The organism is Pseudomonas sp. 2822-15, assembly GCF_002742515.1.
Lineage (GTDB): Bacteria > Pseudomonadota > Gammaproteobacteria > Pseudomonadales > Pseudomonadaceae > Aquipseudomonas > Aquipseudomonas salomonii.
This window is the reverse complement of the sequence record NZ_LJRY01000187.1, coordinates 328,125-353,051: the sequence shown is the minus strand read 5'-3', so window position 1 is coordinate 353,051 and position 24,927 is coordinate 328,125. Positions and strand designations below refer to the sequence as shown.

General features: G+C 59.3%; 25 protein-coding genes. 15 read left to right on the top strand and 10 right to left on the bottom strand.

Going from position 1 to position 24,927, the window contains the following annotated elements; all coding sequences use genetic code 11:
- Positions 1–22: 22 nt before the first annotated feature.
- Together AOA59_RS16395 and cyaY are read right to left on the bottom strand one after the other, a co-directional pair.
- Positions 23–241, bottom strand: a complete 219-nt coding sequence (locus tag AOA59_RS16395) for a DUF1289 domain-containing protein (protein WP_056860802.1) — start codon at positions 239–241, stop codon at positions 23–25.
- A gap of 2 nt (positions 242–243) precedes the next feature.
- The gene (gene cyaY / locus AOA59_RS16390) at positions 244–576 is read right to left on the bottom strand and encodes an iron donor protein CyaY (RefSeq protein ID WP_099488626.1); all 333 of its coding nucleotides are present in this window, start codon (positions 574–576) and stop codon (positions 244–246) included.
- A 239-nt stretch (positions 577–815) separates the two neighbouring features.
- Between cyaY and AOA59_RS16385 the strand changes: the two genes are divergently transcribed.
- From AOA59_RS16385 to AOA59_RS16360, 6 genes are read left to right on the top strand one after another with little or no spacing between them, the layout of a single operon-like run.
- On the top strand, positions 816–983 hold the full coding sequence (locus tag AOA59_RS16385) for a lipoprotein (protein WP_017134995.1): 168 nt from the start codon (positions 816–818) through the stop codon (positions 981–983).
- Positions 984–992: 9 nt separating this feature from the next.
- Positions 993–2,240, top strand: a complete 1,248-nt coding sequence (lysA, locus tag AOA59_RS16380; protein ID WP_065931881.1) for a diaminopimelate decarboxylase — start codon at positions 993–995, stop codon at positions 2,238–2,240.
- A gap of 3 nt (positions 2,241–2,243) precedes the next feature.
- Positions 2,244–3,074, top strand: coding sequence for a diaminopimelate epimerase (dapF, locus tag AOA59_RS16375; RefSeq protein WP_056860804.1), 831 nt, complete (start codon positions 2,244–2,246; stop codon positions 3,072–3,074).
- A 13-nt stretch (positions 3,075–3,087) separates the two neighbouring features.
- Positions 3,088–3,804, top strand: a complete 717-nt coding sequence (locus AOA59_RS16370) for a DUF484 family protein (protein ID WP_099488319.1) — start codon at positions 3,088–3,090, stop codon at positions 3,802–3,804.
- 2 nt (positions 3,805–3,806) lie between these two features.
- On the top strand, positions 3,807–4,706 hold the full coding sequence (gene xerC / locus AOA59_RS16365; RefSeq protein WP_099488317.1) for a tyrosine recombinase XerC: 900 nt from the start codon (positions 3,807–3,809) through the stop codon (positions 4,704–4,706).
- On the top strand, positions 4,703–5,404 hold the full coding sequence (locus tag AOA59_RS16360; RefSeq protein ID WP_099488315.1) for an HAD family hydrolase: 702 nt from the start codon (positions 4,703–4,705) through the stop codon (positions 5,402–5,404). Before xerC ends, AOA59_RS16360 begins: the two co-directional genes overlap by 4 nt.
- 167 nt (positions 5,405–5,571) lie before the next feature.
- Here the strand turns inward: AOA59_RS16360 and sutA are convergent, their stop codons facing one another.
- From sutA to glnK, 4 genes are all read right to left on the bottom strand, one after another.
- On the bottom strand, positions 5,572–5,898 hold the full coding sequence (gene sutA, locus AOA59_RS16355; protein ID WP_056860807.1) for a transcriptional regulator SutA: 327 nt from the start codon (positions 5,896–5,898) through the stop codon (positions 5,572–5,574).
- Between the two features lie 102 nt (positions 5,899–6,000).
- The gene (locus AOA59_RS16350; protein WP_017135898.1) at positions 6,001–6,426 is read right to left on the bottom strand and encodes a secondary thiamine-phosphate synthase enzyme YjbQ; all 426 of its coding nucleotides are present in this window, start codon (positions 6,424–6,426) and stop codon (positions 6,001–6,003) included.
- A gap of 209 nt (positions 6,427–6,635) precedes the next feature.
- Positions 6,636–7,976, bottom strand: a complete 1,341-nt coding sequence (locus AOA59_RS16345; protein WP_056860809.1) for an ammonium transporter — start codon at positions 7,974–7,976, stop codon at positions 6,636–6,638.
- 35 nt (positions 7,977–8,011) lie between these two features.
- Positions 8,012–8,350 (bottom strand): P-II family nitrogen regulator, encoded by a 339-nt coding sequence (glnK, locus tag AOA59_RS16340; protein ID WP_002555808.1) that lies wholly within the window; start codon positions 8,348–8,350, stop codon positions 8,012–8,014.
- 422 nt (positions 8,351–8,772) lie between these two features.
- Between glnK and AOA59_RS16335 the strand changes: the two genes are divergently transcribed.
- The 5 genes from AOA59_RS16335 (at position 8,773) to AOA59_RS16320 (ending at position 13,842) form a co-directional block, all read left to right on the top strand.
- Positions 8,773–9,036 carry an accessory factor UbiK family protein gene (locus AOA59_RS16335; RefSeq protein ID WP_058421153.1) on the top strand — a complete coding sequence of 88 codons (264 nt, stop codon included), beginning with the start codon at positions 8,773–8,775 and terminating at the stop codon, positions 9,034–9,036.
- A gap of 371 nt (positions 9,037–9,407) precedes the next feature.
- Positions 9,408–9,926 (top strand): Bro-N domain-containing protein, encoded by a 519-nt coding sequence (locus AOA59_RS16330; protein ID WP_099488313.1) that lies wholly within the window; start codon positions 9,408–9,410, stop codon positions 9,924–9,926.
- A 363-nt stretch (positions 9,927–10,289) separates the two neighbouring features.
- Entirely contained in the window at positions 10,290–10,463 is a 174-nt protein-coding gene (locus tag AOA59_RS32410; protein WP_158235252.1) for a hypothetical protein, read from the top strand.
- A gap of 41 nt (positions 10,464–10,504) precedes the next feature.
- Complete coding sequence (locus AOA59_RS16325; protein ID WP_099488311.1) at positions 10,505–12,115, top strand: anti-phage dCTP deaminase; 1,611 nt, start codon at positions 10,505–10,507, stop codon at positions 12,113–12,115.
- A gap of 230 nt (positions 12,116–12,345) precedes the next feature.
- Positions 12,346–13,842, top strand: coding sequence for a YifB family Mg chelatase-like AAA ATPase (locus tag AOA59_RS16320; RefSeq protein ID WP_099488309.1), 1,497 nt, complete (start codon positions 12,346–12,348; stop codon positions 13,840–13,842).
- 182 nt (positions 13,843–14,024) lie between these two features.
- Here the strand turns inward: AOA59_RS16320 and AOA59_RS16310 are convergent, their stop codons facing one another.
- Complete coding sequence (locus AOA59_RS16310) at positions 14,025–14,603, bottom strand: TetR/AcrR family transcriptional regulator (RefSeq protein ID WP_099488307.1); 579 nt, start codon at positions 14,601–14,603, stop codon at positions 14,025–14,027.
- A 112-nt stretch (positions 14,604–14,715) separates the two neighbouring features.
- Here AOA59_RS16310 and AOA59_RS16305 point away from each other — a divergent pair, with 112 nt between their 5' ends.
- Positions 14,716–15,630 carry an ABC transporter six-transmembrane domain-containing protein gene (locus tag AOA59_RS16305; protein ID WP_170036726.1) on the top strand — a complete coding sequence of 305 codons (915 nt, stop codon included), beginning with the start codon at positions 14,716–14,718 and terminating at the stop codon, positions 15,628–15,630.
- A 3-nt stretch (positions 15,631–15,633) separates the two neighbouring features.
- Here the strand turns inward: AOA59_RS16305 and AOA59_RS16300 are convergent, their stop codons facing one another.
- Together AOA59_RS16300 and AOA59_RS16295 are read right to left on the bottom strand one after the other, a co-directional pair.
- The gene (locus tag AOA59_RS16300; RefSeq protein WP_099488303.1) at positions 15,634–17,610 is read right to left on the bottom strand and encodes a methyl-accepting chemotaxis protein; all 1,977 of its coding nucleotides are present in this window, start codon (positions 17,608–17,610) and stop codon (positions 15,634–15,636) included.
- A 167-nt stretch (positions 17,611–17,777) separates the two neighbouring features.
- Positions 17,778–18,698: a LysR substrate-binding domain-containing protein gene (locus AOA59_RS16295; RefSeq protein WP_099488301.1), complete on the bottom strand. Its 921-nt coding sequence runs from the start codon at positions 18,696–18,698 to the stop codon at positions 17,778–17,780.
- Positions 18,699–18,834: 136 nt separating this feature from the next.
- On the opposite strand from AOA59_RS16295, the gene AOA59_RS16290 reads away from it, so the two are divergent.
- Positions 18,835–20,238 (top strand): NorM family multidrug efflux MATE transporter, encoded by a 1,404-nt coding sequence (locus tag AOA59_RS16290; protein WP_099488299.1) that lies wholly within the window; start codon positions 18,835–18,837, stop codon positions 20,236–20,238.
- Between the two features lie 129 nt (positions 20,239–20,367).
- Here the strand turns inward: AOA59_RS16290 and AOA59_RS16285 are convergent, their stop codons facing one another.
- Complete coding sequence (locus AOA59_RS16285) at positions 20,368–22,032, bottom strand: bifunctional diguanylate cyclase/phosphodiesterase (protein WP_065931889.1); 1,665 nt, start codon at positions 22,030–22,032, stop codon at positions 20,368–20,370.
- Positions 22,033–22,286: 254 nt separating this feature from the next.
- Between AOA59_RS16285 and rep the strand changes: the two genes are divergently transcribed.
- Positions 22,287–24,296, top strand: a complete 2,010-nt coding sequence (gene rep / locus AOA59_RS16280; RefSeq protein ID WP_056860818.1) for a DNA helicase Rep — start codon at positions 22,287–22,289, stop codon at positions 24,294–24,296.
- Between the two features lie 58 nt (positions 24,297–24,354).
- On the top strand, positions 24,355–24,927 hold the full coding sequence (locus tag AOA59_RS16275; protein WP_094948722.1) for a xanthine phosphoribosyltransferase: 573 nt from the start codon (positions 24,355–24,357) through the stop codon (positions 24,925–24,927).

Sequence of the window (24,927 nt, the reverse complement as noted above, 5' to 3'; positions counted from 1 at the left end):
GTCACAAATAAACAAGACGGCCTCAGGCGCGCGCCCTGCGCTGCTCGGCCTCGGCGCAGATCACCCGGCGCCGGGCATCGTCGGCGGAGCGCCATTCACGGATGTCTTCCACGTGCCGGTAGCAGCCGAGGCAGACTTTTTGCTCGTCCAGGCGACACAAACTGATACAAGGTGACGGCACTGCCGGGCTGACATTGCTGAACAGCGGCTTGGGCGGGCGTACAGGCGCAGGCTGGGTCACGATCAGATCTCGTCGAAGTCCAGCTCAGCGCCGGCTTGTTCCTGGACCAGGCGTGCAAGCATTTCGCTTAACAGCTCATCGCTGGTATCGCACTGCCAGTTGTTGTCTTCTTCGTTGTAGTCGAAATGAAAACCACCCGAACGCGCCGCCAGCCACAGCTGACGCAGCGGTTCCTGACGGCTGAAGATCAGCTGGGTGCCGTTTTCAAACTTGACGGTCAGCACGCCAGCCGAGTTTTCCAGGTCCACGTCCAGGCCGCTGTCGTCGAAAATATCTTCCAGCGCCTGCTGGGTCGAATCCACCAGGTCGTGAAAACGGGCTTCGGTCAAACTCATTGTGGGAACCTCGAAAAGTGTCTGGTCACGCTCAAGCGGCGCACGATACGGACGCGCCATGATGATTGCAAAGGATACCGATTTCATTACCCGCAGCCGCGTGAAATATCCTCATTTAGCGTAGGCCGAATCGCGGCATGCTCGGCAAACCCCCGCCGGACGGGTATTACGGCGCATAGGCAAGCTGGCGGGTGGTCGGTATACTCGGGCGCAATTAATGCATATTCAAGGATTTCGCCATGAAGCGCCTGATCTCTTCCCTTGCTGCGCTCGTCGCGGTCGCTTGCCTCGTTAGTGCCTGTGGTCAAAAAGGCCCGCTGTACCTGCCCGATGACAGCAAAGACCCGAACGACCAGGCACAGTCGTCGCAAAAAGCTGCAAAAGCGCATAAGCACGACACTTACTAAGGGAACATCATGGACGCTTTTAACTACCGGGACGGCGAGCTGTTCGCGGAAGGCGTGGCGCTGTCCGCGATTGCCGAGCAGTTCGGCACCCCGACCTATGTGTACTCGCGTGCGCACATCGAAGCCCAATACCGCTCGTTCACCGACCCACTGCAAGGCGTTCCACACAGAGTGTGCTACGCGGTCAAGGCCAACTCCAACCTGGGTGTACTGAATGTCCTGGCGCGTCTCGGCGCTGGTTTTGACATCGTTTCCCGTGGCGAACTGGAACGTGTTCTGGCTGCGGGCGGCCAGGCCGACAAGATCGTCTTCTCCGGCGTCGGCAAGAGCCGCGAAGACATGCGTCGCGCCCTCGAAGTGGGCGTGCATTGCTTCAACGTCGAATCCACCGACGAGCTGGAGCGCCTGCAAGTGGTCGCCGCCGAGATGGGCGTTCGCGCGCCGATCTCCCTGCGCGTCAACCCGGACGTCGATGCCGGCACGCACCCGTACATCTCCACCGGTCTCAAAGAGAACAAGTTCGGCATCGCCATTGCCGACGCCGAGGACGTGTACATCCGTGCCGCACAGCTGCCGAACCTGGAAGTGCTGGGTGTCGACTGCCATATCGGCTCGCAACTGACCACCCTGCCGCCGTTCCTCGATGCGCTCGACCGCCTGTTGGCACTGACCGAACGCCTTGGCGAGTGCGGCATCTATCTGCAACACATCGACCTTGGCGGCGGCGTGGGTGTGCGTTATCGCGATGAAGAACCGCCGCTGATCGCCGATTACATCAAGGCTGTGCGCGAGCGCACCGAAGGCCGTGGCCTCACCCTGATGTTCGAGCCGGGCCGTTATATCGTTGCCAACGCCAGCGTGCTGCTGACCCAGGTCGAGTACCTCAAGCACACCGAACACAAGGATTTCGCCATCGTTGATGCGGCGATGAACGACCTGATCCGCCCGGCGCTGTACCAGGCGTGGATGGACGTCACTGCCGTAACCCCGCGCGAGGGTGAAGGCCGTGCCTACGACATCGTCGGCCCGATCTGCGAGACCGGCGACTTCCTGGCCAAGGATCGTCAGCTTGCGCTGGAGGAAGGCGACCTGCTGGCCGTGCATTCGGCCGGTGCCTACGGGTTTGTCATGAGTTCCAACTACAACACCCGCGGCCGTGCCGCCGAGGTGCTGGTGGACGGTGATCAAGCGTTTGAAGTGCGTCGCCGCGAGACGGTAGCCGAGTTGTATGCTGGCGAAAGCCTGCTGCCGGAGTAAGCCATGCTGCTGCGTTTTACCAAGATGCACGGGCTGGGTAATGATTTCATGGTCCTTGACCTGGTCAGCCAGCACGCGCACATCCTGCCCAAGCACGCCAAACAGTGGGGCGACCGTCACACCGGCATCGGTTTCGACCAGTTGCTGATCGTTGAGGCGCCGAGCAACCCGGAGGTGGATTTCCGTTACCGGATCTTCAACTCCGACGGTTCCGAAGTGGAACAATGCGGCAACGGCGCGCGCTGCTTTGCGCGCTTTGTGCTGGACAAGCGCCTGACCGCCAAGCGCCAGATTCGCGTCGAAACCAAGAGCGGCGTGATCGAGCTGGATATTCGCAGCGACGGCCAGATCAGCGTCAACATGGGCGCGCCGCGCCTGGTGCCGGCGGATATTCCGTTTCAGGCCACTGAGCAGGCCGCCAGTTACGTGCTGGACGTAGAAGGCAAAGCCGTCGACATCGCAGCCGTCTCCATGGGCAACCCCCATGCCGTGCTGCGGGTCAACGACATCAATAACGCCCCGGTGCATGAGCTGGGGCCGAAGATCGAGCATCACCCGCGCTTTCCGGCACGGGTCAATGTGGGCTTTTTGCAGGTGATCGACCGTACCCGTGCGCAACTGCGTGTATGGGAACGCGGCGCCGGCGAAACCCAGGCGTGCGGCACCGGTGCTTGCGCCGCAGCCGTCGCCGCGATCAGCCAGGGGTGGATGGATTCGCCGCTGCTGATCGACCTGCCTGGTGGACGTCTGTCCATCGAGTGGGCAGGCCCTGGCCACCCGGTGATGATGACCGGGCCGGCCTCGCGTGTATACGAAGGACAGGTCCGTCTATGAGTGAGCCAAGCTAATGACCGATAAGCCTCAAGTACCCGCCCAAGCAACCCCAAGCGAAAGTCTGGAGGCCGCTGCTGTCGCGGCGTACCTTGAGGCTAATCCGGACTTCTTCGTCGAACACGAAGAACTGCTGCCCGCCCTGCGCATCCCCCACCAGCGTGGCGATACCGTGTCGCTGGTGGAGCGGCAGATGAAGATCCTGCGCGAGCGCAATATCGAGATGCGCCATCGGCTTTCACACCTGATGGATGTGGCCCGCGACAACGACCGCCTGTTCGACAAGACCCGCCGCCTGATCCTGACCCTGATGGACGCCAACAGCCTGGAAGAAACGGTCATCGCCGTGGAAGACAGCCTGCGCCAGGACTTCCAGGTGCCGTTTGTCAGCCTGATTTTGTTCAGCGACAACCCGATGCCGGTGGGCCGCTGGGTCAGCGGCGGCGACGCGCAAACCGCAATCGGCGGCCTGCTCTCGGAAGGCAAGACCATCAGCGGCACCTTGCGTGAACACGAGCTGGATTTCCTGTTTGGCGCCGAACAGCGCAAGCAGATCGGCTCCACCGCCGTAGTCGCCCTCAGCCATCAAGGCTTGCACGGCGTGCTGGCAATTGCCAGCCGTGACCCTGCGCACTACAAAAGCTCGGTGGGCACGCTGTTCTTGACCTACATCGCCGAAGTGCTGGGCCGCGTCTTGCCGCGCCACACCACTACCCTGCGCGCGGTGCGCTAGCCATGGAACGGCAACTGGACGCTTATTGCGCTCACCTGCGCAACGAGCGCCAGGTGTCGCCCCACACCCTGGAAGCCTATCGACGGGACTTGAACAAGGTCCTGGCGTACTGCGAAAAACACCAGATCAGCAGTTGGAAGGCGCTGGATATCCAGAGCCTGCGCAGCCTGATCGCGCGGTTGCACCAGGCGGGCCAATCTTCGCGCAGCCTGTCACGCCTGCTCTCGGCGGTACGCGGCCTCTATCATTACCTTAACCGCGAAGGCCTGTGCGACCACGACCCAGCCAACGGCCTGTCGCCGCCCAAGGGCGAACGGCGCCTGCCCAAAACCCTCGACACCGACCGTGCCCTGCAATTGCTGGACGGCGCTGTTGAGGACGACTTCCTGGCCCATCGTGACCAGGCGATTCTGGAGCTGTTCTATTCTTCGGGCCTTCGCCTGTCGGAGCTGACCGGCCTGAACCTGGATCAGTTGGACCTGGCGGACGGCCTGGTGCAAGTGCTCGGCAAAGGCAGCAAGACCCGCGTGTTGCCAGTGGGCAGGAAGGCCCGCGAAGCCTTGCAGCTGTGGTTGCCGCTGCGCCTGTTGACCAACCCGGCCGACGACGCGGTGTTCGTCAGCCAGCAAGGCCGACGCCTGGGGCCACGGGCGATTCAGGTGCGGGTCAAGGCGGCCGGCGAGCGCGAACTGGGGCAAAACCTGCACCCGCATATGCTGCGCCACTCCTTTGCCAGCCATATGCTGGAGTCGTCCCAGGACTTGCGCGCCGTGCAGGAGCTGCTCGGCCACTCCGATATCAAGACCACGCAGATCTATACCCACCTCGACTTCCAGCACCTGGCGACGGTGTACGACAGCGCCCATCCACGGGCCAAACGCATCAAGGGCGGCGACTCATGAGTATCAAGCTGATCACCTTCGACCTGGACGACACGCTCTGGGACAACGTACCCGTCATCATCAACGCCGAGGCGTCGATGCGCGAATGGCTGGCGGTTAACGCCTCCAAGGTTGGCGACTTGCCCCTGGAGCATTTCGCCAGCCTTCGCCAACAGGTGTTGGAGCGCCATCCAGAGCTTAAATATCGCATCAGCGTCCTGCGTCACAAGGTCCTGACGCACGCGTTTGAACAGGCGGGTTACCCACAGCCTGAAGCTACGCAGATGGCGGACGTGTGCTACGAAGCGTTTATTCACGCCCGTCACCAGCTCACTCCGTTCCCGGAAGCGGAGCCCATGCTGCAGGCGCTGCGCCAGCACTTCCTGCTGGGCGTGATCACCAACGGCAATGCCGACGTGCAACGCGTAGGCCTGGCGGATTACTTCCACTTTGCCCTGCGCGCCGAGGATATCGGCATCGCCAAGCCGGATGCGCGACTGTTTCAGGAAGCCTTGCAACGCGGTGGCGTGGATGCAAGTCAAGCCGTGCATATTGGCGATCATCCTGGCGATGACATCGCCGGGGCGCAGCAGGCCGGGCTTCGCGCGGTGTGGTTCAACCCGACGGGCAAGGCGTGGGAAGCGGATAAGCTGCCGGATGCCGAGATTCGCAGCCTGACGGAATTGCCGGAGCTGCTGCGCAGCTGGCAGTCACGCTGAAGATTCAAAGTGGGAGCTGGCTTGCCTGCGATAGCGGTGGGTCAGGCAGACCGCTATCGCAGGCAAGCCAGCTCCCACAGGGCTAGGCAATGAATTTTAAGAATTTGTTTCAGGCATGAAAAAGCCCGCAGCGACGGCGGGCTTTTTCTCACAAGCAGCTGCTGACCTCAGATAGGTCGGCTGCCGTACTTGTTATCCGGCTTCTTCGGTGGGTCTGCCACCACGTTGGCCTCGACTTCCTGCACTTTGCCGCCTTTAGCGAGGAATTCTTCCATCGCACGGGCCAGCGCATCGCGCTCTTTGTTCTTGGCTTCAACGCTCGGCAGTTCGTCTACCGAGACAGCGGCCTTGGCTTTGCCTTTGGCCACCGGGGCGGGTGCATCATCGCCACCGTCGTCGTCAGCAACGTCTTCAGCTGCCGCTTCAAGGCCTTCTTCGGCCTCGTCGTCGTCACCTACTTCAAGGTCGTCGTTTTCCAGATCATCGTCGCTCATGTTCTACCTCATGACTTGCGAAAAGCAGATTAGTTATAGCCCAGCTTCACCCTCTGTCGAGGTCGCCGGAAAAAAATCAATATCCACCGGGTTTCCAGTGGCTTATGCCCCATCACCGTGCAACGTGGCGAGGACTTTACGAGCACCGCCATGATCTCGGTGCTCGCCCAGATAAACACCTTGCCAAGTCCCTATCGCCAAGCGGCCGGCCTTGACCGGCAAACTCAACTGGCAGCCCAGCAGACTGGCCTTGAAGTGCGCCGGCAGATCATCCGGACCTTCGTCGTTATGTTCGAACCCTGCGCGCCCTTGCGGCACCAGCGAGTTGAAAAAACGCTCGAAGTCACGGCGAACCGCCGGGTCGGCATTCTCGTTGATGGTCAACGAGGCCGAGGTGTGCTGCAGCCACAGATGCAACAGGCCTACTCGGCAAGCCTTTAACTCAGGCACGCCGGCAAGCAACTCATCCGTTACCAGGTGAAAGCCCCGGGGCTTGGCCCGCAGGGTAATCAGGGTCTGTTGCCACATACAGTTCTCCGCCCATCGGCGCGCATTCTAGCGCGGTCTGGGAAAAAACAAAGTGTCGAATACGCCTACATGCACGTAAGACTTTCGCACCCTTAAAAGTGCCGTGTGGATCCCATCACAAACTCGGCAAAAAACCCATCCGCCTTTAGCCACAGACAAACCCCAGACAAAAAAATGCCCGGCAAGCCGGGCATCTTTTTTTCGCGTACTTACAAGTTGTAGCCGCGTTCGTTGTGTTGCGCCAGGTCGAGGCCCACCGCCTCTTCTTCTTCGGTCACCCGCAGGCCCATCACCATGTCCAGCACTTTGAGAATGATGAAGGTCACGATGGCCGTGTAGATCACGGTGAAACCCACGCCTTTGCACTGGATCCAGACTTGCGCCGCGATGTCAGTGGTGGCCGCATTGAAGCCGCCCAGCGATGGCGCTGCGAACACGCCAGTGAGGATCGCGCCAAGGATACCGCCGATACCGTGCACGCCGAAGGCGTCCAGGGAGTCGTCGTAGCCCAGTTTGCGTTTCAGGGTGGTGGCGCAGAAGAAGCACACCACGCCCGCTGCCAGGCCGATGACCAGAGCACCCATCGGGCCAACAGTGCCGGCAGCCGGAGTGATTGCAACCAGACCGGCTACTACGCCCGAGGCAATGCCCAGTGCGCTTGGCTTACCGTGGGTGACCCACTCGGCGAACATCCAGCCCAGTGCGGCGGCAGCAGTAGCAATTTGAGTCACCAGCATCGCCATGCCGGCAGTGCCGTTGGCAGCAGCAGCAGAGCCTGCGTTGAAGCCGAACCAGCCAACCCACAGCATGGCTGCACCGACCAGGGTATAACCCAGGTTGTGAGGCGCCATTGGGGTGGTCGGGAAGCCTTTACGCTTGCCGAGTACCAGGCACGCCACCAGGCCGGCCACACCGGCGTTGATGTGCACCACGGTGCCGCCTGCAAAGTCCAGCACGCCCCAGTCGCCCAGCAACGAACCCGGACCGCCCCACACCATGTGAGCAATCGGCGCGTAGACCAGGGTGAACCAGACGCCCATGAAGATCAGCATCGCGGAGAACTTCATACGCTCGGCGAATGCACCGACGATCAGCGCAGGGGTAATGATGGCAAAGGTCATCTGGAAGGTGACGAACACCGCCTCAGGGAACAGCGCCGCAGGGCCGGTGATGCTCGCCGGGGTTACACCCGACAGGAACAGTTTGGACAGGCCGCCCACGAACGAGTTGAGGTTGACGACGCCTGCTTCCATACCGGTGGTGTCGAACGCCATGCTGTAGCCGTAAACGAACCACAGGATGGTGATCAGCCCGGTGATGGCGAAGCACTGCATCATCACGGAAAGAATGTTTTTGGAGCGCACCATGCCGCCGTAGAACAGCGCCAGGCCCGGAATGGTCATGAACAGTACCAGCGCGGTGGATGTGAGCATCCACGCCGTGTCGCCGGAATTGAGGACTGGAGCAGGGGCTGGGTCCGCCGCCAATGCCAGGGCCGGCATTACGAGGGACAACAGGGCTCCTAGCCCTGCGAATTTACGCAGAGTCATATTGTTTTCTCCTGGGGCGTTGGGGGTTTGGCGGCTTAGATTGCGTCGGTATCGGTTTCGCCGGTACGGATGCGAATAGCCTGTTCCAGATTGACCACAAAGATCTTGCCGTCACCGATCTTGCCGGTGTTGGCCGCCTTGGTTATCGCCTCGATAACCCGGTCAAGATCCTTGTCGTCAATGGCGACATCAATCTTCACCTTTGGCAGGAAATCGACCACGTATTCCGCGCCGCGATACAGCTCGGTGTGACCCTTCTGCCGACCGAAGCCTTTGACCTCAGTAACGGTAATGCCCTGCACGCCGATCTCGGACAGTGACTCGCGAACATCGTCCAACTTGAACGGCTTGATGATGGCAGTGACTAGCTTCATGAAAACTCTCTCCCGAATTGGTGGACTTGCCCCAGGAAAACAAACCCGTCTCAAGTCTAAGCGCAGTGCCTGGCTTTGTAACGCGTCGTCGCCTCGGCATTTGCCGTCGCGACGCCAGCGAACCACTGGTGACGAAACCTGTACCCCTGATCCGTCGGCGCACTGCATTCGTCACAGCGACTGCATCAGTGCATGGGTCATGATCGTCTAAGCAGAAACCTTGCCAGCTCCGTAAAAATCACTGAAATCAGTCCTTTGCCCACTTATGCCCACCCGCAGGGCGTTTGCACGGCACCAATGCGCACAAAAACAGTGCGCAGCCGCCCGCCCCTCTGCGCGAAAAGCGTGCGCCCGCGGCCGTAAAAAAGACTATAGACGCTGCGTGATACACTGCCGGCCAACAGTTTTCCGGAATATTTCCCATGCTCGCGCCCAAAGACCTCCTCGACGCCCTGAGCGGCCACGCCTCTCGCCTGTTCAGCGGCGAAACCCCGCTGCCCCGCAACGAAATCGAAAGCCAGTTCAAGGCCCTGCTGCAAAGCGGCTTCAGCAAGCTCGACCTGGTGAGCCGGGAAGAATTTGACAGCCAGATGGTCGTACTGGCCCGCACCCGTGCGCGGCTGGAGAGTCTGGAAGCGAAGGTGGCGGAGCTGGAAGCGCGGTTGACGCCACCCGCTGCTGAATAAACAGATTTCTTGAAACTGATGGGAAGGCTGCAATGGTCTTCCTACTATCGTCTTCCAGCGAATGTCTTCAGGAATCTTCCTACGACATGCGCTGACGCTTTCCGATAGCATCGCCACGCCCCATCTCTTTAGGCTGCTCGCTGCTGAAAATTCAGCGCTGGGTTTGGCGACCCGGAAAGCTTGCGACGCACAGCGTCCACCATCCGATACCGGGCATTAGCCCCGGCTCGTTTTATGGCGGCTGCGTGTGGGAGACCTCAGGGTCTGCCGGTATTCGCTTGCACCGGCTCGCCAACCCGCACGCAGCTGCCACCCTTATCGTTTGGCGACGGTAAACGGCAGTCCTCTCAAGCGAAAATGGGTACTGCACCATGGAAAACGATCACCTCATTCCTCATGTGTTTACGCGGCACAATCTGCATCTTCATGCGCTTTTACTGGAGAACCAGGCTTGGTTCAGCGCACGTGATTTGGGTCGATTGCTGAGGCTTTATTTGGACGAGCGAGCGTTGCGTAAGCTTGATCCGGATCAGCGTCAGTACCGCAAGGTGCTCCATCATGGTGCCGTTGAACGGACGCTACTGATCAGCGAATCCGGCATCTATGCGCTGCTGGTTTACCACTACTGTCCTGAATATCGAAGCCTTCGTGAATGGCTGACACATGACTTGGTCCCAGCTATGCGTGATGCGAAGGCAAGCGTCCACTGTGAACGCCCATCGCTCAGCTTGCTTGATTGGCCACAAATGTCTTTAAGTCTTTTGCATTGGAACAACCAAGCATGGATTCGACTGCAAGATGTTCCACATATGCTTCCGGAGCCTGAGCAACCCAGGCACAAAAAGTCACCTTGGTGGAAACGCGTATCACAATTGCACCTCCTGATCTGATGAAGGGGAATTTACTCTGTTGGTACCAGTAAAACTGTGTATGGGGAGGAACCTGCTTCCTCCGAGAGGGCTCCCCCCAGCACATCTGCACGGTTTTTTGACGATTTCAGGAGGCTTTATGCCATCTCATCTGATGGATGGTTTTACAAAATAAATGCTGCGTGATTGTTGTTAAGTGACCCAGAGCTATGAGAAAACTCCTTCCGTCATCACACGGAGGCTTTTTGGCCTCCAGGCTTGCCAGGAAGAAACAACAAGCTAACCTATCGATTGTAAAGACATTGATTTTGTGTTTGGCGACTGTAGAATGCACCGACTTTGAAAGCCCACGCTCCGCGCTTCAACGGGAGAAAGGAAACGGAAATGAAGAGATCTGACGATACAAATGTTTATCAAAATGATAAATCAGTCCAACAGGACAAAAATCAGAACTCCAACATCGTCGGCTTCGCTGCTTTCAAAGAAAAAAAAGCCGAAAACGAATACAATAAAGCCATTAAAAATATTCTAGCGCGAGCGCAAAAAGTAGACTGGTAACAAAGGGTAGACCTTTTGTCTCGCGTTCAAGGGCGCGATGAATGTCAGTACCAATTTCTAAGGAAAGAGCCTCACCTAGCAACGACAAAACTACTAATACTCGCGATATCAGAGAGCGAATAGAAGGTCGTCGCAGTGATGAGATAATTATCGCGTTTTGCGGTCCAGTCGGCTGCAACTTAGCAGATGTGATAAGAACTACTCGCACCCAGTTTGAAGAGTACGGTTATGTCACTGAACATATAAAAATCAGCGACATAATAAAGGCTCATTACAAAAAAAACGGGCTTCCCGATAACCTTAAACACTTATCTCTTGAGCCTACTGCGGGCAAAGAACGTTACACAACCCTTCAAGACCTCGGAAACAACCTAAGACAACAGTTTGATCCACAGATATTAGCTGCTCTCTCAATGGCTAGCGTGGCAACTAAACGTGATACAGCAATGTCAAAGGTTGATACGGACAAACCACCAAAAACCATCTATATAATTGACCAACTCAAACACCCCGAAGAGGTGGAGCTTTTTAAACTGGTTTACGGTGAAATATTTTATTTAATAGGTGTTTTAAGCCCGCAAAATGTCAGATTCAATTATCTAACGCGAACAGAAAAAATCCCAGGGCATGAAGCTCAATACTTAATTGATCGAGACCGAAACGAAATAAATGCAACGTACGGACAAAAGCTGGAAAAGACCGTACAACTAGCTGATTACTTCATTAGAAATAATCAAGATTCGATTTCCAATCTTTTTGCTCCTTGCCAGCGTTTTGTAGCATTGGTCCATGGCAAAAACGGCGTTACGCCGACCAAAGATGAATCTGGAATGTACGCCGCCTATTCGGCCTCCCTAAAATCGGCCTGTCTAAGCAGGCAGGTTGGCGCTGCAATCGCAAACAAAGAAGGAAATGTCATTTCCCTAGGTTGGAATGACGTCCCGAAATTTGGTGGAGGACTTTACACATCCGACACTGAAAACGACCAACGCTGTATATATCATGGAGGGAAATGCTACAACGATATCCACAAGTCCGCCCTTATCCAAGATATTGTGGCAATTGTTAGCTCAAAAGTAACTGTTACCGACGAGATTAAATCAGAGCTTGCCAAACTTATCCAAAAGGAAACTAGAGCCGGCTCAATTATTGAGTTTTCTCGTGCGATCCATGCGGAAATGGAGGCAATTCTTGGCCTAGCCAGATCCCAAGGCAATTCGACAGACTCTTGCGTGCTATACACGACTACGTTTCCGTGCCACAACTGCGCACGCCACATTATCGCTGCTGGAATTCAGCGAGTTGTCTACATCGAACCCTATGAAAAAAGCCTAGCGCTTGACTTGCATGAAGATGCTATAACTACTGATGCAAATCATGCTGGAAAAACTCTATTCGAAACGTTCTCTGGCGTTTCACCCAGCAAATATGCATCATTTTTCGTAGCCCGAGGAGATAGAAAAGACAAATCAGGTATGGCCATAGACATAATAAAAATCGAAGCTCTGCATATAGGAACCGAGTACCTAGACCCATACCAAACGATAGAAAGTAAAGTTGTCCAAGATCTAGTATCTAAAGTTTCCCCTCCAATACCACCCGCTCCGCCCCCCTCTGACCCATGGCCTCCAGAACCGCCTAAGGCCGCATGATAAAACGCGAGGCTGGCGCTTATAGTTCCGGCCTACACAACTCGAAGTATTTTGTTCAGAAGTTACCGAATTTTATTGATCAGGACTGTAGTCTAGCCGCTTACCTATGGCTAAAAATCTACTCGCAATATTTTGCTTTATTTCCGACTGCAAATTAAATTAGCACCTCAAAATTTTAATACTACCCTTGAAAAACCCGCAGGAAGCGGCCTCCCACTCAAGGAACGAGCATGTCCCTCGCCATCGTCCACAGCCGTGCCCAAATTGGCGTAGACCCCCCCGCCGTTACCGTCGAAGTGCATATGGCCAATGGTCTTCCATCGCTTACCTTGGTGGGCCTGCCGGAAACCGCCGTCAAGGAAAGCAAGGACCGCGTGCGCAGCGCCATCCTCAACTGTGCGCTGCAATACCCGGCCCGCCGTATCACCCTCAACCTGGCGCCCGCCGACCTGCCCAAGGATGGCGGGCGTTTTGATCTGGCGATTGCCTTGGGCATCCTGGCCGCCAGCGTGCAGGTGCCGGCATTGATGCTCGATGACGTGGAATGCCTGGGGGAATTGGCCCTGTCCGGTGAGGTGCGGGCGGTCAAAGGCGTGCTGCCGGCCGCGCTGGCCGCACGCAAGGCCGGGCGCACCGTGATAGTGCCGCGGGCAAATGCCGAGGAGGCGTGCCTGGCGTCGGGGTTGAAGGTGATTGCAGTGGACCACCTGCTGCAAGTGGTGGCGCACCTGAATGGGCTGGTGCCGATTGAGCCGTATAAGTCCGACGGTTTGCTGTACCTGAACAAGCCCTACCCGGACCTGAGTGAGGTGCAAGGCCAGCTTGCCGCCAAGCGCGCACTGCTGATTGCGGCGGCGGGCGCGCACAACCTGCTGTTCAGTGGCCCACCCGGCACCGGCAAGACCTTGCTCGCCAGCCGCCTGCCTGGTTTGCTGCCGCCCTTGAGTGAGCAGGAAGCCCTGGAAGTGGCGGCCATTCAGTCAGTGGTCAGCCTGGCGCCGTTGAGCCATTGGCCGCACCGTCCGTTTCGTCAACCGCACCATTCAGCGTCGGGGCCGGCGCTGGTGGGCGGCGGGTCAAAACCGCAGCCGGGGGAAATTACCCTGGCCCATCATGGCGTGCTGTTTCTGGATGAGCTGCCGGAGTTTGATCGCAAGGTGCTGGAAGTGCTGCGCGAGCCGCTCGAATCCGGGCATATCGTGATCTCCCGCGCCCGCGACCGGGTGAGTTTTCCGGCACGTTTTCAATTGGTGGCCGCCATGAACCCCTGCCCTTGCGGCTATTTGGGCGAACCCAGCGGGCGCTGTCGGTGTACGCCGGAGCAGATTCAGCGTTATCGCAACAAGCTCTCAGGGCCGTTGCTGGACCGGATCGACTTGCACCTGACCGTGGCACGGGAGACCACTGCGCTGAACCCGACCCAACACACTGGCGATAATACGGCGACGGCTTCGGCGCAGGTGGCAGAGGCTCGAGAACGCCAGCAAAAGCGCCAGGGCTGCGCCAATGCCTTTCTGAATCTGCCGGGGTTACGCGAGCACTGCACACTGGCAAAAGCCGATGAAGGCTGGCTGGAAAGCGCCTGCGAGCGACTGACCTTGTCCCTGCGCGCAGCCCACCGGCTGCTCAAGGTAGCGCGCACCCTGGCGGACCTTGAGCGGGTTGAAAACATTGCCCGGCATCATTTGCAGGAGGCCTTGCAGTACCGGCCTGCGGCAGTCGGCTAGCGCTTAATGAACGCAAATTCTGTGGCATGTGGACTTTTGTGGCGAGCGGGCTTGCCTCGCGTTGGAGTGCGAAGCGCTCCTGATCCGGCCAATACGATTCAACCGGTAGAGCCGGGGCCGCTGCGCAGCCCAACGCGGGGCAAGCCCGCTCGCCACAGTAAAATGGTGTAAATACCGAGCCCTTATGCGGAGAAACCCAACAGCAGCTGCGCCACTTCCATGACCTCATCCAGTACCGCCTCGGCCGATTCCACAGACGGCTTGAGCATCAGGTCATCGGCATACCCCATCGCCAACGCGAAGATTTGCCGGGCCGCGCGTTGCGGCGAGTCGCAGCGAAAAATCCCCTCAGCCACGCCTCGCTCAATCACCTCAGCCAGCATGCCTTGCCACTGCGCGTTTATTACCAGATACGCCTGGGCCATTTGCGGGTCGTGCATGGCTTCGTCCCAGGCATCCAGCCACAACGCCCAGCCGGCATCAGCGGTGCTCGGCAGGCAATCACCTAAAAAACCCACCAGCGCCTCAAGCGGCGGCGTATCCGCCAACGGCTCGCGCACTTCATCCAATTGCTCATTGGCAAAGCGCACAAAGGCTTCGCGACGCAGTTCGTTCCAGTCGCTGAAGTAGTGATAAACGTGGCTGCGCGACAGTCCGGCATGCTCGGCCAGGTCGCGGGTGGACACATCGGCAAAGCCCTTGCTGCGAAACAGCTCCAGGGCAGCGGCGATGATCTGGTCTTTACGGTCGATACGCGACATGGGCAATTCCTTTGGGCGCCGGTAGATAAGCGGCGCTTGCTTTTTGAGCGATCGCTCAAGGATACTTGAGCAGTCGCTCAATAATAGCGTCTATCACTCCTTTGGTGCACCCATGTCATCCGTGACCCCGCAAATCCTGATTGAAGAAAGCAAGAAAATCGGCCAGCAATCCGCCGGCCAAACGCTCAAGGCGATCGCCAAGGCATACCCCGGCAAGCTGTTCTGCACACTGTCACTGGTGGCGCTGGAGAATGCGCTGCTGTTGGCCTACCCGTTGTTTGCCGGGTTTGCGGTGGACTCGATTATCCGTGGCGATGCCACCAGCGCATTGTTCTATGCGTTGGTGGTGATGGCGTTCTGGGTGGTCGGCGCGGCGCGACGGGCGCTGGATACACGCACCTTTACGCGAATCTACGCCGACCTTGCGGTGCCGGTGATTCTTAACCAGCGCCTGCAGAACCACAGCACCTCAAAATCCGCCGCACGGGTGGTGCTTGCGCGCGAATTCGTCGACTTCTTTGAAAAGCACGTGCCGATTATCGCCACGGCGCTGGTCTCGATTATTGGCGCGGCGGTGATGCTGATCGTGATTGAGCCTTGGGTCGGCCTGGCGTGCCTGGCCGCCCTGCTCTTATGCGTGACGCTGCTGCCACGCTTTGCCCAGCGCAACCAGGAACTGCATGAGCGCCTGAATGATCGCCTGGAGAAAGAAATCGGCCTGGTGGAAAAAGTCGGCGCACCGACCTTGCGTCGCCACTACCACGTGCTGTCACGCCTGCGCATCTGGCTGTCCGACCGCGAGGCCGCCGCGTACCTGTTTCTCGGCACGCTGGCAGCCCTGCTGTTTGTGGTCGCGATCAGCCAGCTGGCTTTGTCGCCGGCGGTCAAGGCCGGCCACATCTACGCGGTCATGACCTACCTGTGGACCTTCGTCACCAGCATGGACGAGGCACCGGGGATGGTCGACCAACTGGCGCGTCTCAAGGATATCGGTAAGCGCGTGGACCCAGGCCTGGGCGAGCATTAAGCCTTAACGAAAACGGTCGACCTCCTGCCGCAAGCCTGCCGCCAGGGTTTCCAGTTCCTTGGCGGTAATGGCCAGGTTCGACACCACTTCGCGCTGTTCGCTGTTAGCCAATGCGATGCTTTGCAAGTTGCTGCTCAGCACGTTGGCCGTGCTGCTCTGCTCCTGGGTCGCGGTGGTAATGGCAGCAAATTGCTGGCCTGCCGAACGGCTTTGCTCGTCGATGCGCGCCAGGGCCGAAGCGACGTCGGCGTTGCGCGACAGGCCTTCCTGCATCAACACGTTGCCGTGTTCCATGGTGCTGATGGCGTTGCCGGTTTCCTGCTGGATGCTTTGGATCATCACCGAGATTTCGTCGGTGGCCTGGCGCGTGCGCGAGGCCAGGTTGCGCACTTCGTCGGCAACCACCGCAAAGCCCCGGCCTTGTTCACCGGCCCGCGCCGCCTCGATGGCGGCGTTGAGCGCCAGCAGGTTGGTTTGCTCGGCAATCGAGGTGATCACGCCGACGATCCCGCCAATTTCCTGGGAGCGCTGGCCCAAGGTGTTGATCACCGTGGCCGTGCTGTTGAGGGCGGTGGCGATATGCTCCAGCGACGACGACGCCTCTTGCATCGAGGTGCGGCCAATACGTGTCTGCTGGGCGTTTTCCTGGGCCAGTCGCTCGGTATTGCCCATGTTGTCGGCGATGTTCAGCGAGGTGGCGCTGAACTCTTCCACTGCGCCGGCCATGCTGGTGATTTCGCCGGACTGCTGCTCCATGCCCTCATAGGCCCCACCCGACAGGCCGGACAACGCCTGAGCCCGGCTGTTGACCTCTTCGGCCGCTTTACGGATGTGCGAGACCATGGTCGACAGCGCCTCACCCATCTGGTTGAAGCTGCTCGCCAACTGGCCGATTTCGTCATGGCTGGACACATTCAAGCGTGCGCTCAAATCGCCGGCGCCCAAGGCTTCGGCCTGGCGCACCAAGTCGCTCAAAGGCTGCAATTTGCTGCGCAGCAACCACACCGCCGCGCCCACTGCCAGCAACATCGCCAGCACGCTGCCGATCACCAGGCGAATACCGACTGCCCACGTGACTGCACGTATTTCGGACTTCGGCATACTCGCCACCACCGACCACGGCCCGCCGTCGAACGGCACCGCAACGCTGTAGAAGTCTTCGTTCTTGTCGCTCCAGAAGCGGCCTTTGCCTGGGCTCTTGGCCAGATCAAGAATCACCGGGACCGCCTGATCCAGCGCCTGCACACCCGCCGGCGGCACCAGCCAGTGCTTCTGCTCGTCCAACAAGGCGAGCGAGCCGGTGTGGCCGATACGAAAGCGTTTGAGGTTGTCGAACTGGGCCTTTTGCTCGTCGGTGTAATCAAAGCCGATAAACAACACGGCGATCACCTTGCCGGCGGCATCGCGCACGGGGCTGTACTGGGTCATGTAGGCACGATCAAACAACACCGCCCGCCCAATGTAATTCTGCCCGGCCAAAAGGCGCTGGTAGGCCGGATGCTGGTGATCCAGCACAGTCCCGATAGCGCGATTGCCGTCTTGTTTGGTCAGTGAGGTGCTGATGCGGATGAAGTCTTCGCCACTGCGCACAAACACCGTGGCCACCCCGCCGGACATCTGCTTGAACTCGTCCACCTCTGCGAAATTGTTGTTCAACACCTCATCGCCCAGCAGCAGGCTTGGGGTCTGCACACCGGCCACGGCGACTTGCTGGTCCGCGCGTACACTCAAGCCGGCGCCAAAGCGCTTTTCAAACAGCCCGCTCAATCGCTGAGTGCTCTCGCGCAAGGTGCTGTGGAAGGTGTTGAGTTGGTCGGCCAGCAAGCGTGCCTCGCTGGCCAGGTGTTCCTCGCGGGTGTCGAGGTTGGCCGAGTCGAGGGAACGCAGGGCAAATACCGTACTGCCGCTGATGACGACCGCCAAAATGACGGCCAAGGCGAGGCCTAACTGAGAGGCGATCCGAGCGCGAGGTTGAGACATGACAGCTCCTGGCCGAGGCCAGGATCATCCTGATCTCTTAGCGCAGCTCGGCAAATTATCGTGTGGGAAACGCTGGAAAATGGGGGTTCCAACACACCTTATTCGGCAAGCGCGGGCAATACTTGAGCGATACACAGGGGTATCGCGCAAACGATTGCATCGAAGGGCTAGGCAAGACGTTCAACCTGGGGCAATTCCATGGCGTTGACTTCGCCTTGAAGAAACTCCGCCAATCGCCGCAAGCGCTCACCACCGGGGCGGGTTTTCGGCCACACCAGGTAGTAATTTTCCCCACTGGCCACCGCCGTCGGCCACGGCAGGCTCAAACGGCCCTGGGCCACTTCTTCGGCCACCATCAGCAAATCGCCCATGGACACGCCGTAACCCCGCGCGGCGGCGATCATGCCCAACTCCAGGGTATCGAACACCTGCCCGCCCTTGAGCGACACCTGGGACGACAACCCCATGCGCTCCAGCCAATTGCGCCAGTCACGGCGGTCGGGCGTGGGGTGCAGGAGCTCAGCGCTTGCCAGGCGCGGGATATCCCAGGGGCCGTCATTGAGCAGGTTAGGCGCGCCCACAGGGATCAGTAATTCGGGGAACAGGTAACAGGCCTCCCAATCCGCCGGGAAGTGCCCGTAGCTCAGCAATACAGCGCAGTCGAAGGGTTCCTGGTTGAAGTCCACTTCATCCACGCTCATCCATGCGCTGGTCAGTTGCACCTCATTGCCCGGTTGCAAGGCGCGGAAACGGCTGAGCCGCGCCAGCAACCAGCGCATGGTCAGGGTCGGCGGCGCCTTCATGCGCAGGATGTCGTCTTCAGCGTTCAGGGTGTGGCAGGCGCGCTCCAGCGCCGCGAAGCCTTCGCGCACGCCGGGCAACAGCAGACGCGCCGCTTCGGTGAGCTGCAGGTTGCGGCCACTGCGCTGGAACAAGCGGCAGGAGAAGTGTTCTTCGAGCGTGCGGATATGCCGGCTGACCGCACTTTGCGTAATGGAAAGCTCATCCGCCGCACGGGTGAATGAGTTGTGCCGGGACGCGGCTTCAAAGGCGCGCAAGGCATACAGCGGAGGCAGACGACGTGGCATGAAAGAACCTCCTCAGAGCAATACCCCACCCTAGCATGAGTTTTAATCATGCGAGTGATCGCTTTTATCCTTTTGTGTAATGCGCCAGGAGCGCCGAGAATCAACCCTTTCCCCAACCTCTGACTTTTTGAGCGTGATGATCATGCAACATCCGGTGCGTACTGAACTCTGGGCCATTCTGCGGTTGTCAGGGCCGTTGATTGCCTCACAGTTGGCGCACATGCTGATGGTGCTGACCGACACCCTGATGATGGCCCGCCTGAGCCCCGAAGCCCTGGCCGGTGGCGGCCTGGGCGCGGCGAGTTATTCGTTTGTGGCGATTTTCTGTATCGGCGTGATTGCCGCCGTCGGCACGCTGGTCGCCATCCGCCAGGGTGCCGGTGACATCGAAGGCGCCACGCGCCTGACCCAGGCCGGGCTCTGGCTCGCCTGGCTGATGGCGTTGGTGGCCGGTTTGCTGCTGTGGAACCTCAAGCCGGTGCTGCTGATGTTTGGCCAGACCGAAACCAACGTGCAGGCGGCGGGGCAATTCTTGACCATCCTGCCGTTCGCCCTGCCCGGCTACCTGAGCTTCATGGCGTTGCGCGGCTTTACCAGCGCCATCGGCAAGGCGACACCGGTGATGGTGATCAGCCTGGGCGGCACCGTCATTAACTACCTGCTCAACCATGCGCTGATCGAGGGCATGTTCGGTCTGCCGAAGCTCGGCTTGATGGGCATCGGCCTGGTCACAGCGATCGTCGCCAACTGCATGGCCCTGGCGTTGATGTGGTACATCCGCAGCAACCGCGCTTATGCGGCCTACCCGCTCGGCACGGGCCTGTTGCGCCTTAACACGCAGTATCTGCGTGAGCTGTGGCGCCTGGGCCTGCCGATTGGCGGCACCTACGCGGTGGAGGTCGGCTTGTTCGCCTTCGCGGCGCTGTGCATGGGCACCATGGGCAGTACGCAATTGGCAGCGCATCAGATTGCCCTGCAAATCGTTTCGGTGGCGTTCATGGTGCCGGCGGGGATGTCCTACGCGATCACCATGCGCATCGGCCAGCATTATGGCGCCGGTAAATTACTGCAGGCTCGCATGGCCGGGCGGGTCGGGATCGGTTTTGGTGCATTGGTGATGTTGGGGTTTGCCGTGGTGCTGTGGCTGTTTTCCGATGCGCTTATCGGGCTGTTTCTGGACCATAACGACCCGGTTTTCCACGACGTCATCGTGCTGGCGGTCAGCCTGTTGGCCGTGGCAGCCTGGTTTGAATTGTTCGACGGCGTGCAGACCATTGCCATGGGCTGTATTCGCGGGCTGAAGGACGCCAAGACCACCTTCCTGGTCGGGCTCGGGTGTTACTGGCTGATCGGCGCGCCGTCGGCGTGGTTGATGGCGTTCACGCTGGGTTGGGGGCCAACGGGCGTGTGGTGGGGGTTGGCGCTTGGGCTGGCGTGTGCGGCCGTCAGCCTGACGTGGGCGTTTGAGGCGAAGATGAAGCGGATGATTCGGCAGGAGCCTGAAGTGCACACGCAATTTCAAGCCATGCAGCCAGACTGAAGCATGTGCTCGGTCAATGTGGGAGCTGGCTTGATGGCGATGGCGGTGTGTCAGGTGCCAAATTGGCGGGCTGGCCTGCCGCTATCGCAGGCAAGCCAGCTCCCACATTTTTAATGGGGTTTACAAGATTTAACCCAGCAACGCCTGCTGGCTCTTGCCGAACGTCAAATACTCCACCAGCTCCGGCAACGGCAACGGCTTGCTGATCAGGTAACCCTGAGCCTGATCACACCCAAACAGCCGCAACAACGCCAGCTGCTCAGGGGTTTCCACACCCTCGGCGACCACTTCCAGGTTGAGGTTGTGGGCCAGGTTGATCATGGCGTGCACCAGCTTGCGGTTTTCTTCGCGCTCTTCCATGCCGCCGACAAAGCTCTTGTCGATCTTCAGCAAGGCAATCGGCAGGCTGTTGAGGTGCACGAACGAGGAAAAACCGGTGCCGAAATCGTCCAGGGAAAACCGCACACCCAGGCGGCCAAGGGCGTCCATGGTCTGCTTGACCAGGTCACTGCGGCGCATCACGGCGGTTTCGGTCAGCTCGAACTCCAGCCACTGCGCCTCCACGCCACGTTCGGCAATCAGCCGGCTCAACGTGGAAAGCAGCTGGCTGTCCTGGAACTGGCGAAACGACAGGTTGACCGCCATGTGCAACGGCGGCAGGCCGCGTTCGCGCAGGTCTTGCATGTCGCGCAGGGCGCGGGAGATCACCCAGTAACCCAGCGGCACAATCAGGCCACTCTGTTCGGCCAAGGGCACGAACTCGCTGGGCGGCAACAGGCCACGCTCGCCGTGGCGCCAGCGCACCAAAGCTTCCAGGCCGACGATATGCCCGTCGTCCAGGTCCAGGCGCGGCTGGTAATGCAGCTCCAGTTCGTCGCGACGCAACGCACGGCGCAGTTCACTCTCCAGGTCGGCCAGGCTGCGGGCGTTGCGGTTGATGCGTTCATTGAAGATATGAAAGGTGCAGCCCTGAGTACTTTTGGCCTGCTGCATGGCGATGTGCGCGTGCCACATCAGCGGGTCGGCCCCGGCGCGGGCACGGGCGTGTGCCACGCCCAGGCTGCAGCCGATCAGCAGGCTTTCGCCATCCACCCAATACGGCTCGGCCATGGCTTCGGTAATGCGCTCGGCCATCCACTCGGCGCGCTGGGGCGCACGGCGGGTGTCGATCAACAGGGCGAATTCGTCGCTGCCCAGGCGCGCCAGTTGGTCGCCGGCTTCGAGCTGGCTCTTGAGCCGCGAGACCACTTGCAGGATCAAGCGATCGCCGGCCTGATGGCCCAAGGCGTCGTTGGCGTGACGGAAGTTATCGAGGTCCAGATGGCCGAGGGCAAGGCCACGGCCTTCGTTTTCGGCCAGACGCGCTGCCAGCAAGGTCTGGAAACCCTGGCGGTTGGCGATACCGGTGAGCGGGTCCTGTTCGGCCAGGCGCTGCAGGGTGTTTTCCAGCACGCCGCGCTCACGCACGTGGCGCAGGCAGCGGCGCAAGGTATCGGTGCCCAATGCACCAAGGACCAGCCAATCGCTCACGCCCAGCGGTGAAACCAGCGGTTCCTGCTCCAGCAGCAATATGCACGGCAGGCTGCAACGGCCTGGGCCGGGTTGCAGGCTGGGTGTGGTCAATAACACGGCACTGTGGTCGTCATCGAACAGACGGCTCACCGAGTCCCAGTTGGGCGCGCTGACCAGCACAGCCCCATCGCCCATCGGCGCCAGGCACTCGCGCAACAACGCTGCCCACGCTGGCTCATCGGCCAGTAGCAGCAAACGCAAGGGTTCGACAGGCGTAGACAAGCTAGCTCCCTAGACTCTGCAAAATTTTTGGCGGCGGGCATTATGACGCGCGGCCTGATAATCACCAATGATAGGGGTTATCAAATACGACAGCTGCAAGCATTCGTCGTACAAGTGCCCACATCCTGCGGCAAAGTATCAAAACCGGCAAATTTAGATCGAGTGGTACGTCACACCGTCGTTCTAAAGCAGCAGAATCTTGCCAGCCTGTTAAAATGCCCGCCCTTTTGAACAACGACTCCTGAATTTTCTGTATGTCCCGACTCAATCCCCGGCAGCAAGAAGCCGTGAACTACGTCGGCGGCCCTCTATTGGTGCTCGCCGGTGCTGGCTCCGGCAAGACCAGCGTGATCACCCGCAAGATCGCGCACCTGATCCAGAACTGCGGCATCCGTGCCCAGTACATCGTCGCCATGACCTTTACCAACAAGGCCGCGCGCGAAATGAAGGAGCGTGTCGGCACGCTGCTCAAGGGCGGCGAAGGCCGTGGCCTCACGGTGTGTACCTTCCACAACCTGGGCTTGAACATTATCCGCAAGGAGCATGCGCGGCTGGGCTACAAGCCGGGTTTCTCGATCTTCGACGAGACCGATGTGAAGTCGCTGATGACTGACATCATGCAAAAGGAGTACGCAGGCGACGACGGCGTGGATGAGATCAAGAACATGATCGGCGCCTGGAAAAACGACCTGATCCTGCCGCCCCAGGCCCTGGAAAACGCGCGCAACCCCAAGGAACAGACCGCCGCCATCGTCTACACCCACTACCAGCGCACGCTCAAGGCGTTCAACGCGGTGGACTTCGACGACCTGATCCTGTTGCCGGTAAAGCTGTTCGAGGAACACGCCGACATCCTCGAAAAATGGCAGAACAAGGTGCGCTACCTGCTGGTGGACGAATACCAGGACACCAACGCCAGCCAATACCTGCTGGTGAAGATGCTGATCGGCACGCGCAACCAGTTCACCGTGGTAGGCGACGACGACCAGTCGATCTACGCCTGGCGTGGCGCGCGCCCGGAAAACCTGATGTTGCTCAAGGACGACTACCCGTCCCTGAAAGTGGTGATGCTGGAGCAGAACTACCGCTCCACCAGCCGTATCCTGCGTTGCGCCAACGTGCTTATTTCCAACAACCCCCACGAGTTTGAAAAACAACTGTGGAGTGAGATGGGTCACGGCGACGAGATCCGCGTGATCCGCTGCCGCAACGAAGACGCCGAAGCCGAGCGCGTGGCCGTGGAAATCCTCAGCCTGCACCTGCGTACCGACCGGCCCTACAGCGATTTTGCGATCCTGTATCGCGGCAACTACCAGGCCAAACTGATCGAGCTGAAGTTGCAGCACCACCAGGTGCCGTATCGCCTTTCAGGCGGCAACAGCTTTTTCGGACGCCAGGAAGTAAAAGACCTGATGGCCTACTTCCGGCTGATCGTGAACCCGGATGACGACAACGCCTTCCTGCGCGTAATCAACGTGCCGCGTCGGGAAATCGGTTCGACCACCCTGGAAAAGCTCGGTAACTACGCCACCGAACGCAAGATTTCAATGTACGCCGCCACCGACGAAATCGGTCTGGGCGAGCACCTGGACACGCGCTTTACCGATCGCCTGTCGCGCTTCAAGCGCTTCATGGACAAGGTGCGCGAGCAATGCGCCGGCGAAGACCCGATCAGCGCCCTGCGCAGCATGGTCATGGACATCGACTATGAAAACTGGTTGCGCACCAACAGTTCCAGCGACAAGGCTGCGGATTACCGCATGGGCAACGTCTGGTTCCTGATCGAAGCGTTGAAAAACACGCTGGAGAAGGACGAAGAAGGCGAGATGACCGTCGAGGACGCCATCGGCAAGCTGGTGTTGCGCGACATGCTTGAGCGCCAACAGGAAGAAGAAGACGGCGCCGAAGGCGTGCAGATGATGACCCTGCACGCGTCCAAAGGCTTGGAATTCCCTTACGTGTTCATCATGGGCATGGAAGAGGAAATCCTCCCGCACCGTTCCAGCATTGAAGCCGACACCATCGAGGAGGAACGGCGCCTGGCCTACGTGGGCATTACCCGCGCACGTCAGACATTGGCCTTCACCTTCGCCGCCAAGCGCAAGCAATACGGCGAGATCATCGATTGTGCGCCCAGCCGGTTCCTGGATGAACTGCCGCCGGACGATCTGGCCTGGGAAGGCAATGACGACACCCCGACTGAGGTGAAGGCCGTTCGCGGCAACACCGCCCTGGCGGACATACGCGCGATGTTAAAGCGCTAGAATCGACTACTTTTTAATCTACTTTCGGCGCACACCGCGCCATTAGAGGAAGCTTTCCGTGGAAGCACTGCACAAGAAAATTCGCGAAGAAGGCATCGTGCTTTCCGATCAGGTCCTCAAGGTTGACGCCTTTTTGAACCACCAGATCGACCCGGCGCTGATGAAGTTGATCGGCGACGAATTCGCTGAGCGGTTCAAGGACTCGGGCATCACCAAGATCGTCACCATCGAAGCGTCGGGCATCGCCCCGGCGATCATGACCGGTCTGAACCTGGGTGTACCGGTGATCTTCGCCCGCAAGCAACAGTCCCTCACGCTGACCGAAAACCTGCTGTCGGCGACCGTGTATTCCTTCACCAAGAAGGTCGAAAGCACCGTGGCGATTTCCCCACGGCACCTGACCAGCAGCGACCGCGTGCTGGTGATCGATGACTTTTTGGCCAACGGCAAGGCGTCCCAGGCGCTGATTTCGATCATCAAGCAAGCCGGCGCGACCGTTGCAGGCTTGGGGATTGTGATCGAGAAGTCGTTCCAGGGTGGCCGTGCGGAGTTGGATGCGCAGGGTTATCGGGTTGAGTCGCTGGCTCGGGTGAAGTCGTTGGCCGGTGGCGTCGTCACCTTCATCGAGTAA